Genomic DNA, 12,633 nt, shown 5'->3' on the forward strand with positions numbered 1-12,633 from the left:
TAAAATCGGCCTGCCCTAGATTCTTAAATCTCCTGTCTTCGAGTAGTCACCCAAAGACTCGCCTTTAAGATAAGAAGCCAAGCGCTCACCTGGAAGAAGGAATAAAATCCGTATGGCACAGGACCATCTCCCTTCCCCTCCAAAAGATTACTGGAGTGGTGATAGATTGTCCCAATTTGTGGGAGAACCCAGTAGAACATCTTTACGATCATCTTCTGGGTCTCGTTCAACATGGGAGTCTCATCCAGGTATCCTTGGTAAACGATCTGATCCAAAATGGAAGTCACCAAAAGCAATCCGAAAGAAAGTAGAATGGAAAGAGTTTGATTAGAGGTTAACGTGATCTGGAACGCAAAGCTCAGGAAGAATATGTAAGTGAGCATCATCGCTCCCTGGTAGATCAAAAAATCCCAAGGAACTTCCAAGGCGTACCAACTCTGTACTGCGAAAATAGAGAGAATAAATAAGACCACCAAAAGAAGAAGTGCGATCCCCTTTCCGCCCAAGTACACTCCCGGGTCCAAAGGGCGGCTCAGCCAAAGAGTATGGATCTGGGAATCTATGTCCTGGCGTAAAAGATCCGAGCTAATAATGATCAAGAAGATAGTCACCCAAAGAGAGGTCAGAATAAAATAGACGCTCATCGGAATTCCCTTGGTGACTTCTTGCCCTACTGTCGTAGTGCAGGTCCATTCCCCTACGAAAAAGAAAAGCAATAAGGAGAATAAGAAGAAGATCGCTCTACGTCTGAATACTTGGATGAGAGTAAGCTTCACCAAAACCGGGATCTGGCGTATATATGCCTGAAAGAAAAAACGAATGGATCCGCTCAAGCTTCTTCTCCTGTATGTGAGTTTTGTCCCGAGTCGGGACCTTGGGTCAGTCGGAAGAATACATCCTCCAAAGACTCTGTCCTTCTTTCATATAACAGTAGATCCGCTCCTCTCTCTACTAATTCGGCAGGAAGTCTGCGCAGATCCGTTTCCGGCTTAGGTCGGATCTCCCATTCCTTTCCGTCATGCTTCGCTTCTAAAGAGATATCATTCAGATAAGTCCCAATATCTCCTTCAAATCGGATGCGGATTCTATCCTTGCCTTGTCGAAGCTCGTCTAGTTTCCCCTGGGCCATCATCTTGCCCTTATGCAGGATCCCAACTTCCGTACAGATCTGTTCTACTTCCAATAGTCGATGAGAGTTGATCAAGATAGTGACCCCTCTCTTTTGGTTCTCTTCCAGAATGAATTCCCGGAATTCTTTGTAACCTGCAGGATCCAATCCTGTTCCGGGTTCATCCAAAAGAAGAAGGTCAGGCTCTGCGCCTAACGCGTTCGCCAGTCCAAGTCTTTGTAACATTCCCTTGGAATAAGTGGAGACCTTTCTGTCGGCTGCGTCTGCAAGACCTAGCTTTTCTAAAAGCTTCTTGCTCTTTTGCTTTGCCTCGAAAGAAGAAAGAAGCGCTAATCTTAAACTGGCCTCTAAAAATTCTCTCCCCGATAAATAGGTAGGCACAGCCATTCTTTCCGGAAGATATCCGATCTTTGCGCGCGCATAAGGAGAAGGTTTCTTGCCCAGAACAGTGCAGAAGCCATCCGTCGGTTTGGAAAATCCCAAGAGGATGCGAACCAGAGTTGTCTTGCCCGCTCCGTTCTGTCCGAGGAGTCCGAAGACCCCTCCCTGTGGAACTTGCAAGCTGATTCCTTTTAGAGCTTGTACTCTCGGATAATTTTTACGTAGGTGTTCTATTTCAATTGCAAATTGAGGCATTCGAAAATTCCTTAGACCCAAGTGCCGAAAAAAATAGTTCCATTGCCCTAGGAGGCAATCCTTTTTAAGAAAAACGGCGACTCATTCTTCTTTTATTCCATGAAGATCATCATTGCCAGACATGGAGAAGCGGATCCCAATTCCGTCGACGGTCAAGATTCGTCCAGAATTCTGACTCCGAAAGGCCAATCGGATATTGAAAAGATGGCTCGGTTCTTTCAGACCGGGTTCAAGATCAAAAAGATCTATCATAGCCCGTATTTCCGGACCAAGGCAAGCGCAGAGATCTACTCTCGCATTTTAAAACCGGAACAAGAAACGGAGTCCATGGAATATCTTCTTCCGGGTGAGGACTACCTTAGGATCTGCCCACTTCTAAAAGATTATTCTAACTCGGACGCGATCCTTCTTGTGGGTCATAGTCCTGACGTAAGCATCTTTGCAGAAAATCTTTTAGGTATCTCCGGCGTCGGACAATCTTTTTTATTCACTCCCGGCTCTGCGCTTGCAGTCAATATTCCAAGAGAGAAGTTCAAAGGAGGACAGATCATTTGGTTTGTTTCTCCCGATTTCCTTTGCTAAGAAAAACCGATTTACACTCGCAAGCTTTCCCAGAAATCATACTTATCAAGAGAACCGGGGTGTAGCGCAGTGGTAGCGCACTTCTCTGGGGGGGAAGGGGTCGCTGGTTCAAGTCCAGTCACTCCGAAGTTCTCTTCTTTTCAATCCATCTATTGCGATCATTCCAAACTAGGAACAGTGCATCCCACTAACTCATAAAATCTTTGTATAGTTCTCGTCCTAGAGGCGGCGGGGTCCCGATCTAAAACGGTGTATATGACATAATCGTTTTCGCCTTGGACCAAGGCGCCTTGGAACCAAAAACTTTTCTCCCAAGAGCCGGTCTTACCATATACGTTAGCCGCTCTTTCTTTACATTCCGACCAGAACAGGCTTTTCTTCCAATCGGAAACGATTTCTTTCGGGTACGAATATCCGTCCCCAAAGATCCTCACCCAATGGGAATGTATCTCGTCGGGCTTAAGGCGGATCCTTCCTCCATGTTTTAGTCCATCCAGATCGATCCACCAAGGCTCCGCCTTTCCTTTTTTGGTCTTTGGAATATAACCGATCCGTAACAAGGTACGATCTAGCTTCTCCTTACCCAATTCAGAAAAGACCTTCTCAAAGTATTCATTAGAAGAATAGAATAAAGCCTCTCTCAAATCCAAGTCCCTAGGAGAATTCGGAATATGTTTATCCGCACATTTCTGTTTCTCATCCAGAGATACAATATGATTCTCCAATAGGGACAGTGTGAGGTAGATCTTGAACGTGGAAGCGGGCGAAAACGTTTGCTTTCTAAATTCCAGGCTGCCGATTGCGAGAGTTTCCGGCTCCTTCTTCTCCTGTTTGGAAAATCGAGTGATCAGTATCAGCTCGTTTGGGCGAGAAGGAATTGTTTCTGTAAAAATTGGATCCGGATCCAGGATGAGGAACGCGAATGTAAATAGGAAGGAAAGAAGAGAGGAGAATTTCTCCCGGCTGATCTTATGTTTTTGGAAGAAGAGGTTATATCTTCGTAAGCTCAGAGGAGAAATTCCCTTTATTTCTTTATAAACTGTTTTAAGATATTCTCCCGAATCTCTTCAAATTTAACGATTCCCCATGCCAGAGGAACTTTGAATTTCAACGCGCTCTCGCTCAGGTCTTTTTCACCCTGTGCTTTTAGCTCGTCGAATCTCTGTTCCACCTTCTCCTTGCCTTCGTTCAGGTCGATAAGAAGCTTATCGAAAATTTCTTTCGAAGTTTGGACGGCTCCAATACCAGCATTGATCAAATCGTTCAGCTTTTGGTTGTCCATACTGTTCAATTCCTTTTTACCACAATTTTTGTGCGGTGCATAAAAAATGCAAGAATAAAATTCCATCCCGGAAGCCGAATCTGGTTGCAGTGCCGGATTTAGGGCAGAGTCTATTGTCCCATGCGATCCTACCCATTTTCCCTGATTTTCATCCTTTTAGGCCTGGCCCTTTCCGCTTGCTCCGGCGATCTGAAAGAGATCCCTCTTAAAAACTGCTCCCAGATCTCCGGCCTGCCTGGACCGGAAGATATAGCCGTAGATAGAACCGCGGGTTTACTCTATATTTCCTCTCATGAAAGAAGGATCTCCGACCAAGAAGGCAAACTATATTATATGGATCTAAACTCCGATAAGCCGGAGCCCAAACTTTTAGAAACGAATTATCCGAAGTCCTTCCGTCCTCATGGTATAAGCCTTCTCGTCCAAGGAGGAAAGCAGAAGCTTTACGTAATTTCTCATATCACTCCTTATAAAGAGCATTCTATAGAAGTGTTCGAAAGGACCGAGGCTCCTAAAGGAAATTCGAAAGTCGGAAAATGGACCCATATCCAGACTCTGAAAGATCCTACGATCACAAGTCCCAATGATCTATTCGTAGCCTCCGAAAATGAGATCTATGTTTCGAATGATCATGGAAGCGGCGGATACATGACCTATCTCTTCAATGATATCTTCCGAATGAAACGTGCGGAGATCGCTTACTTCGACGGAAAGACTTGGACAAGTCTAGGCAATCCTCTCTATTTCGGGAACGGTATCATTCTTGTAAAACGGGAAGATGGAAAGGAATTCCTGTACAGATCTGATATAGGAACGAATTCCGTTCTAAAATTCCCTCTGACCAGACAGGCCGGAAAAATCGTATTAGGAGAACCTAAATCGATTTTCCTGGATTCTGCTCCCGACAATCTAGAGATCGATGAGAAAGGAACCATCTATGTGGCCGCCCACAAGTTTCTCTTCCAATTTTTGAAACATGCAAGGAATAAGGACACCCCTTCTCCTACCCAGGTTTTTACGATCTTCCCGGATGATACCATCCAGGAAGTGTATGCAAACTCGGGAGCGCAGATCCCTGCGGCAAGTACTGCTTTGACATATAAGCAAAAGATCCTGATCTCTCAGGTGTTCAACGATTTCATCCTGGAATGCAACCTCTAGCTTGCAGATGTCAGATAACGAGATTGTAAAAACGCCCAGAGAATCCGCGGCGGAGACCAGGCATATCGTAATGCCGGATCATACCAACCATTACGGCACTCTTTTCGGAGGAACTCTCATGGCTTGGATCGACCTGATCGCGGTTATGGTGGCCCAAAGACATTGTGAAAGAGAAGCAGTCACCGCTAGTGTGGATAAATTGAATTTTCTAGAACCGGTATCGATCGGAGATCATGTTGTCTTAAAGGCATCTGTCAATTATGTGGGCCGCTCTTCTTTGGAAATAGGAGTCCAGGTCTCCAAGGAGAATCCATATACAGGCATCGTGGTTAGAGCCACGACTGCCTATCTTACTTTCGTCGCACTAGATGAGAATAAGAAGCCTTGCGCGATCCCTAAATTAAGACCGGAAACGGAAGACGAAAAAAGAAGATATGAGAACGCTCTTCTCCGACAGGAAGCAGGTCGGAATCTGATCAAGAGGATCCGAGAGAATAAGACTTCTTCTTAAAACCCGAATAATTTCCCGACTTCGGACATATATACAGTTTTCATAATGGAATATCCTGCGGGATCCGGGTGGATCGGATCATCCGTAGGATATAGTTCTATCTTGGATTCTGTCTGTAAGAAAGGGGTCTCCATATCCGCGATCGGATAAGAAGAACCCAAGCTCTTTAAGAAAACGTTCATTTGCAGCACATCGGCCCGGTACGAGGCATTCGTAGGTGGAAGCACGGTTACCATAATAAGAGCACTGGATTTACTCTGTAGATCCGAAAGCATCGTATTATAATTTCCTGAAAAAGACTGATCGGAATGATAGAGTAGATCATTTAGTCCCAATTCTATGACGATCAGCTTGGGAGTATTCACCAAGGCCAGATCTAATTGAGGCAACCAATCGGCCACTCCTCTCATGGAGACGCAAGCCTCCGTAAGTTCGAAATTGGAGCCCAATCCTTCTCTCAACCCGAAGGCCTGGGACCTTTCGCAGAGAGAATCCCCGAGCACAGTCACCGGAATGGGATCCATATTCGGCAAAAGAGAAGAGATGGAATTCGTGTCCTTCTGAGAGTAACATTGGGCAAAGAAGAAGAGAATAGGGATCAGGAAATAAGATCGGGACATTTCTTATCTCCTGCGATAGATTTCCGCTTCCACATTGGCAACCTTCCTTACGGTAGAAGGCTCCACACTGATCCTACTCTTTCTGAATTTGGAAGAATTCTCGTCTAAATAAGCCTGTACATGCTCATTCCTTTTCTGGCGATCCGAGAATACGAATGTGTCTATGGAATCCAGGGTTTGGATAAAATCTTCTTTCGGGATGGGTAGTTCCCCCGGGATAAACTCCAATATCTTTAGGTCCGGTCTGTCCTTTTTGATCTGGAAGTAAGGATCCGGGATCGCCTGCAGATATATCTTCTTGGAACTTTTTAGTTCCTGACCTAAGGATGAATAGAATCTTTCTCTCAGATCGAAATCGGAATTCGCAAAACCGATCCGTTTATAGGCATTCACCAAGATAGCAATATTCGAAAAAACTAAAATAGCTGCGATAAACTGTACTCTTCTGCTCTTGATCCTTTCGAAAAAGAAACCTCCTAAGGCAGACAAGGGAACGCAAAGATACATTACATAATAGTATTCTGTGGAAAGGACGAGGAAGAACAGAATGGATACCGTCCAAGCCGAGAAGAAAAAGGTGGTCCTGAATTTTTCTAGGATCTCTTTTCGGAATACCCAAAGCCCCAATCCCAAAGCGATATAAAAGAAAAGTCTGAGCCCGGGAGATTCGTATCCGCCTAACAATACTTTGATCTTTGTGACAGGAGAGAAGGATTGGAATAGATCCTTCTTCCTCCCGAATTGGGCCCCGAACTGGTACAGAAAAATGTCCCAATGAGGATGGATCCAAATTCCCCAAGCAAGGATGGGAAGCATTCCCCCCAACCAAAACATCCAGGCCTTCCAAGCTTTTGCTTGGTGGATCAGGATAAGAGCCGGAACTCCGAAGATTGCGCCGAATGGATGTGATAAGAAGGAAATCCCTAAGAAGACTCCGGAAAGAAAGGCTTCCCATTGTTGTAGAGGTCTTGTATTTTCCGGTCTTGCTCTTCTTGCGAGAATGTACAAAGAGCATAAGGCCCAAAAGAGACAGAGAGCCTCCATTCTCGCAGTCCAACCCACTCTCAAAAAAAGAAGGTCCGAGATCAAAAGGAGGCAAGCTCCAAGTCTAGCCCCTGGAGAAAAATCAAATGTCTTTAAGAAGAACCAAAAGATCCAAACACTGAGCAAGGACAGGACTGCTGCAAAGAGTCTAAGTATTTCTAATCCTTCTCCAAAGAATCTAAGTATCCAACCGTTAGAGAGGAAGAATATGGGAGGCATCCAAAGAGTTTGCACTTCCATTCCCTTGACGAGACCTTCTAATACGTCCGTTCTAAACGTTCCGTTCTTTGCAAAGTCCAAGGAAGGTGAGTAGAATAAAACCTCGTCCGGCCATACAGGTGGGAACTCTAAACCGGATGTCCTAAATAAAAGAAGATAGAGTAAGGAAAGGACCCCAAGGCATACAAGGCCCTGTAATTCCGAAAATTGAATATAACGAACGGATTTTGAAGGGGACCCCATATTCGATAGTTCCCCTAAGGATTTATTTCAAGGTAGCTAGTGCGTCTTGTTCGGTTTCGTAGACTTCGAATAGATCCAAGAGTTCTACTACGTCGAAAACCTTTTTCACGTTAGGCGTGATATTGCAGAGTTTCAATTTTCGATTCTGCTTCTCTAATTCGCGGACCATTCCAACGAAGATGCGAATTCCGGAAGAAGAAATATAGGAAATATTCTGCAAGTTAATAACGATATCACCTTGGCCGGCTTGAACGTCGTCTAGAAGCTTTGCCTCTACCTCGTCCGAGTGGGTAATATCCAGCCTGCCGTCCAATTGAACTAGGGTATGTTTACCCACTTTTTTAGTTTTGATTTCCAAGCTAGGCTCCGAGCGACGATCCATAGGATCAAATTCCGACAAAGAAAATTTCCTTTTTCAAATGCAAAAGGGGAACGGAAAGTTCGCCGTAGACTAAAATAGTGAGGAAATGGGGTTTTACAAGAATTTTTTCCCATCTCCTCGCCTCTGTTACATCTTTGTAGTAACTTATGCCGCAGAACCTTGGATCTCTTCCAAAGGAAATATCTTGCAGGATTGGGTTTCCGGTTTTTCCCCCATCAGGTCTCGTAAAGATTTTCGGGAAGAAAGTCCTAGCTGCTCCCGGATGCTTTCTTGGTCCCAACCCGCATCCAATAAATGAGAAGCGAGAGACCTCCTAAGGCGAATTACGCTCACCGGGACGCCTGTCATCTCGCCCAATTTACCGAACATTTTCTGGACCGTTCTAGGATGCACCCTACCGGATCTTCCGGAGCAAAGAAAGTCCTCGTACTGCTTTCCCTGAGAAGCGAACCAAAGATCCCGTCGCAAAGAGACCGGGATCAAGGGATTCCTTGTATTCAGTTTTTGGGAACGATGGATATAGACTCGATGATTTTCCCAATCCACATCCCCCACTCTCAAGGACACAAGTTCCGCGACCTGCAATCCGAAGGAGTACAACATTCTGAACCAAAGATAATGATTTTCGTGAGTCTTAGAGGCATTCAGTAAGGTTCTGATCTCATCCTTGCTCAAAGCGCTAGACTTGGCCCTAAGACTCTTGGTCTTTTTCTCTATTTTCATTCAAGTACCCAAATGTGATTTTTTTCGGAGAATTGATATTTTATAAAACGGGCAAAGAAGAATTCGCGAGTTCGAAAGGGAGATGTCCGGAAAACTCATTACCGGAAATTTAGGATCGGCCCTTGCAGGAGCTGGTGCAAATTCTGCCGGAATACGGAATCCAGATTCCGCTACCTTTGCCTAAAAGAATGGATTGCAGACCCAGTAATGGAACTTTTGCACAGGACCGTAAATCGTCACAGGAATGTTATCGGATCTTAACCCGGTACGGGATGTAATACGAATATGAAATATTTATGGAAGGCAGCGAAATTCGCTCTCCATTGCCAATTACCCACACCTCCAAAAGTATCGGAGACTGAAATACAGATCCAGGTCAAAGGCGGAACCATTCCCGCTATCCTTTATACTCCTAAAGGAAAGTCCTGTGGGACTATTCTCGCAGTGAACGGATTGGCTTATTTAGGGAATAAGGATCCAAGATTCGCAATCGTTTGCCAATCGGCGGCGGCTATCGGTTATACAGTCATCTCTCCTTTATTGGTAGAAGTCACCCAGTTCAGGATCGTAAAAGAAACAGTAGAGAGGATCAAAGAGATGATCCTTTGGCTTTCTTCTCATCCGGAATATTGTCCTAGCCAAAAGATCTCCTACTTAGCTCCTTCTTTTTCCGGAAGCATGGGCCTGATCGCTGCTTCCGACCCTGAAGTTGGAAAGAAGATCGCATCCATCCTAACCATCGGGGCTTATTGCGACGTTCAGACGACCCTTGATTACGTGATGACCTCCGACGATGGAGATGAATACGGAAGAATGATCTTACTTTATAATTTCATAAAGTTTGCTCTCCAGACAGAGAACTCCGAATTGGAAAAAGCTCTCAAGGCCTGCGTGTTGGACGGAAGCTTCTCCAGAGAGACTCTGGAATTGCCAACCGTCTTAGAAAGCATCAAGCCGGAAAACAGAGAAGTATTCACAAGACTGAGAGAAGACAAGGCTTTCCGTGAAGGCATCTGGAAACAGATCGTGGCAAACGCGGGAACCGATAGTTCCTTCTTAACCGAACTGCAGGTAAAAGATAAACTGCATCTTCTTGAATGTCCAGTTTCTATCGTGCATGGTCTTGGGGACAATGTTGTTCCTTCTCAAGAAGCACGTATCATGAAGGACCATCTAAAGAAGAAGGCTAAATTGGTGCTTACTCCTTTGATCTCTCACGGGGATGTGGGGATCTCTATTTCCCAAGTTCCTGCTATCTATCAACTGATCGAGGGATTTGCATTCTTCTTCAAGAATGCGCGAGCGAAAGCGGCTTAAGAGGAAAGAATAAACGGATACTCGTACCCTTTCCCGGTTCGGAGCTGACCTGGATCATTCCTTCGTGGGTTTGCATGATCCCATAGACCATGGACATTCCTAACCCACTTCCTTGGGCCTTGTTTTTCGTGGTGAAGAATGGCTCGAAGATCCTCTTCTTGGTCTCTTCGCTCATTCCTTCTCCGTTATCCGAAACCTCTAAGCAAATGTATTCGTTCGGCCCCGACAAAGGAAAGGATTCTCGGATCATCGTTCCTTTTACGGCAAAGCTCCGTACTCGGATCTCTCCTCCGTCCGGCATCGCGTCTTTTGCGTTCAGGCAAAGATTGATCAATACCTGTTCTAACTGAGAAGAATCTCCCCAGATCAGGACGGACTCTTCTCCCAATTCCTTTTGAAATCGAATGGTTTCTGAGAATGTAGGAAGAAGAAGTTCTACAGTGTCGTTCACAAGTTGATTGATATCTATGGTCCTAAAACTTCCCCCTCCTTTACGCGCTAAGGAAAGAAGTCTCCGGACTATGATTGCACCCCTACTTGCCGCAGCATTTATCGATCTGGACGCATCCAAAAGAGAAGAATCCTGAATGGTTCCCAATTCCATTCGAGTCGCATAACCGGAAATGATCTGAAGAATATTGTTAAAATCATGAGCGATCCCTCCTGCCAGAGTCCCTATTGTTTCCAGTTTCTTGGATTCGATCAATTGGTTCTCCAATTTCCTACGAAGAGTGTCGTCTAGCAAATAGCCGCGGATGGTATCGACTCCTCCCGACTTATTAAGGCTCGCAAAGTAATTTCCCGTAGTATGGACCGGGATCCCGTTCTTATTTAAAAAGAATTCTTCGTGGGACTCTAATTGGGAACCGATCTGGATCTTTTGTAAGAACAAGGAGTAATCATCATAAGAAGGAAACAGATCCGCAAGTCCTTTGGAGATGGCTTCGGCCTGCGTCTCGAACCCGAACATCCTCAAAAAGGAACTATTGGCTCCTAATAAATTCCCCGTGCCGTCCGCAATGAAATTCGCGGAAAGATTCTCTTCAAAGAATTTTCTATATTGCTCTCGACTCGCGATCAGTCTGGCCTCAATTCTTCGCCTTTTTCGTAATTCTTTTTTGGTATCACTCGTAGCTCTTCCTGTGATCAAAGCTACAACGCAAAGGATCGCCAGATCAACTAATAGTACAAGATCATGTCCGCCCTTCGATCCCTTAAAGCTTTCGATCTCTCCCAACAAGAAGGGTATGATCAACGTAATGATCTGCACCCAGATATTTGCGATCAAGGCAAGTGTGATCCCGAATCGTAAGGAAGCCCAGAGAACGAACAAACCGAATACAAACCAGTATTCTATAGAAGGGATCAGTCTTCCGAAGATCCCGCAGAATAAGAATACGCCTACGACCTCTAGGATCCTTTTCTTCTTTAGATTAACGAAACGATTTCGATCCCAGCTTGTTTCTCTCTCTTCCCAGGCGCCGTTCGTTTTACTCCAGCCCTTTGATTCCATCCAAGGAGTGAACCAAAGCAATGCAGGAACAGAAAAACTTAATGTATCGTATAGGGTCGCAACCACTCCTTGCAAACTAGAGACCAGGAAATGATCCCAAGCGAGATCCCCAAAGAACACGAGCCCCCAAGCGACTAGAAACCCATTGCATAAGGAGGCAGGGAATGCAACCCAAAGTACGAAGCGTACAGTCTCTTTCAGATCGGGCAACCAAGGCTTTCCTTTTCTCCATTCCACGAAGAAGAGCCAGGAGATCCCTACCGCTAAGACTTCCCAAAGAGAATAGATCGGATATTCGGAAACGTCATGTAGTCCCCAAAGACTAGCCGAGAAGAGTGCGTTAGCATACATTGCAGGAAGTACTCTCGCAGGTCCCCACCAAAAACAGAGTACGATGCCTAGAGGAATGGGAAGATAAGAGATGGATACTCCGGTATCCACCTGAAATGCCAAGGATAGCCGAGTCGCAAGATGAAATAGAAGTAAAGGAAGGATCCAGGTCCAATAAGGCAACGCCTTATGAAGCACATAAGTAGATCTTCTCCGATCTTTTATGTCGTTTGCTGAACCAGAACCGGTCATCGATTCCAATATTCTTTTTGGTTTTTGAAGAATCCACTATTTGCCCAAAATGAGGCTTAAAATCAGCAGATGCAAATGGCAAAAAGTTGCTTTCGATCCTCTAAAAACCGGAGGAAAGCGTTAATAATCTAGGATTATTTGCGTCAGGACTAGCCCTAAGGCTTAGTTACGTTCTAAAGGGGAGACGTCCAAGTGGATCCAGTACTCGTCTCCATAATCGAAGAACAATTCCTCTCCCGCCTTGATCTTGCGCATTGCTTCGAATCTTGCGGTCTTCCAGCGTGTGGAAACCACGAGACGGACATTTGGCTTAGTACTATGATTGATATAGCGGGTATAGTTGGACTCTTTTCCTTCTCCGTAGATCCAGTGGTCTTTGCAGATCCAAAGTAAGTATTTGGATTCGCAATATTTTGCAGAGTTGGCTAATCTATCGTCCAGGATCCTGCCGGTATAGAATCCTACCGTATCGCCTTTGATCAAAGTTTCTTTTGGGAATAATCCCATTCCGATCCCGGGTATATTAGATTCTCTGATTACAAAATCCTCTTCTGTTAGTATTTGGGGGCGACGAACTCTAAATCTGACCGACATCGTTAGAAACTCATTCTCCTAAGAGCGTATGAATATTAATCCAAAGAATCTTTTGCCTTATCTTTGTCCATCCTCAATTCGTAGATCAAGTTTTT

General features: G+C 45.0%; 14 protein-coding genes and 1 tRNA gene. 5 read left to right on the top strand and 10 right to left on the bottom strand.

The genetic code is table 11. From position 1 onward, the window contains the following. Window positions 1-23: 23 nt before the first annotated feature. Both EHO57_RS10455 and EHO57_RS10460 read right to left on the bottom strand, forming a co-directional pair. The gene (locus EHO57_RS10455; RefSeq protein ID WP_135644989.1) at window positions 24-833 is read right to left on the bottom strand and encodes an ABC transporter permease; all 810 of its coding nucleotides are present in this window, start codon (window positions 831-833) and stop codon (window positions 24-26) included. After that, window positions 830-1,765 (bottom strand): ABC transporter ATP-binding protein, encoded by a 936-nt coding sequence (locus tag EHO57_RS10460; protein ID WP_135644987.1) that lies wholly within the window; start codon window positions 1,763-1,765, stop codon window positions 830-832. Before EHO57_RS10460 ends, EHO57_RS10455 begins: the two co-directional genes overlap by 4 nt. Before the next feature lie 99 nt (window positions 1,766-1,864). Here EHO57_RS10460 and sixA point away from each other — a divergent pair, with 99 nt between their 5' ends. Together sixA and EHO57_RS10470 are read left to right on the top strand one after the other, a co-directional pair. After that, complete coding sequence (gene sixA, locus EHO57_RS10465; RefSeq protein WP_135644986.1) at window positions 1,865-2,347, top strand: phosphohistidine phosphatase SixA; 483 nt, start codon at window positions 1,865-1,867, stop codon at window positions 2,345-2,347. 55 nt (window positions 2,348-2,402) lie between these two features. Then, window positions 2,403-2,474 (top strand) — tRNA-Pro (locus EHO57_RS10470). 31 nt (window positions 2,475-2,505) lie between these two features. Here EHO57_RS10470 and EHO57_RS10475 read toward each other — a convergent pair. Next, complete coding sequence (locus tag EHO57_RS10475) at window positions 2,506-3,375, bottom strand: penicillin-binding transpeptidase domain-containing protein (RefSeq protein WP_342776475.1); 870 nt, start codon at window positions 3,373-3,375, stop codon at window positions 2,506-2,508. Further along, window positions 3,372-3,629 (bottom strand): LIMLP_16025 family protein, encoded by a 258-nt coding sequence (locus EHO57_RS10480; protein ID WP_135644982.1) that lies wholly within the window; start codon window positions 3,627-3,629, stop codon window positions 3,372-3,374. Before EHO57_RS10480 ends, EHO57_RS10475 begins: the two co-directional genes overlap by 4 nt. 120 nt (window positions 3,630-3,749) lie before the next feature. Between EHO57_RS10480 and EHO57_RS10485 the strand changes: the two genes are divergently transcribed. Beyond that, window positions 3,750-4,790 (top strand): SMP-30/gluconolactonase/LRE family protein, encoded by a 1,041-nt coding sequence (locus EHO57_RS10485; RefSeq protein WP_135644980.1) that lies wholly within the window; start codon window positions 3,750-3,752, stop codon window positions 4,788-4,790. Between the two features lie 7 nt (window positions 4,791-4,797). Continuing rightward, entirely contained in the window at window positions 4,798-5,301 is a 504-nt protein-coding gene (locus EHO57_RS10490) for an acyl-CoA thioesterase (RefSeq protein WP_135644978.1), read from the top strand. On the opposite strand, the gene EHO57_RS10495 is transcribed toward EHO57_RS10490, so the two are convergent. The 4 genes from EHO57_RS10495 to EHO57_RS10510 all read right to left on the bottom strand — a co-directional run bounded on the left by EHO57_RS10495 (window position 5,298) and on the right by EHO57_RS10510 (window position 8,532). After that, complete coding sequence (locus EHO57_RS10495) at window positions 5,298-5,921, bottom strand: SGNH/GDSL hydrolase family protein (RefSeq protein ID WP_135644976.1); 624 nt, start codon at window positions 5,919-5,921, stop codon at window positions 5,298-5,300. The two genes, EHO57_RS10490 and EHO57_RS10495, sit on opposite strands and share 4 nt — an antisense overlap. A gap of 3 nt (window positions 5,922-5,924) precedes the next feature. Continuing rightward, on the bottom strand, window positions 5,925-7,427 hold the full coding sequence (locus tag EHO57_RS10500; RefSeq protein WP_135644974.1) for an ArnT family glycosyltransferase: 1,503 nt from the start codon (window positions 7,425-7,427) through the stop codon (window positions 5,925-5,927). A 22-nt stretch (window positions 7,428-7,449) separates the two neighbouring features. Further along, a complete protein-coding gene (locus EHO57_RS10505; protein WP_135645476.1) occupies window positions 7,450-7,785 on the bottom strand; it encodes an STAS domain-containing protein in 336 nt (111 codons plus the stop codon). A gap of 168 nt (window positions 7,786-7,953) precedes the next feature. Further along, on the bottom strand, window positions 7,954-8,532 hold the full coding sequence (locus tag EHO57_RS10510) for a tyrosine-type recombinase/integrase (protein ID WP_135644972.1): 579 nt from the start codon (window positions 8,530-8,532) through the stop codon (window positions 7,954-7,956). A gap of 285 nt (window positions 8,533-8,817) precedes the next feature. Here EHO57_RS10510 and EHO57_RS10515 point away from each other — a divergent pair, with 285 nt between their 5' ends. After that, entirely contained in the window at window positions 8,818-9,849 is a 1,032-nt protein-coding gene (locus tag EHO57_RS10515; protein WP_135644970.1) for an alpha/beta fold hydrolase, read from the top strand. On the opposite strand, the gene EHO57_RS10520 is transcribed toward EHO57_RS10515, so the two are convergent. Both EHO57_RS10520 and EHO57_RS10525 read right to left on the bottom strand, forming a co-directional pair. Next, complete coding sequence (locus tag EHO57_RS10520; protein ID WP_135644968.1) at window positions 9,821-11,944, bottom strand: ATP-binding protein; 2,124 nt, start codon at window positions 11,942-11,944, stop codon at window positions 9,821-9,823. The two genes, EHO57_RS10515 and EHO57_RS10520, sit on opposite strands and share 29 nt — an antisense overlap. A 162-nt stretch (window positions 11,945-12,106) precedes the next feature. Further along, a complete protein-coding gene (locus EHO57_RS10525; RefSeq protein ID WP_135644965.1) occupies window positions 12,107-12,538 on the bottom strand; it encodes an SET domain-containing protein-lysine N-methyltransferase in 432 nt (143 codons plus the stop codon). Window positions 12,539-12,633: the final 95 nt, after the last annotated feature.

This window comes from Leptospira langatensis (assembly GCF_004770615.1).
GTDB lineage: Bacteria > Spirochaetota > Leptospiria > Leptospirales > Leptospiraceae > Leptospira_B > Leptospira_B langatensis.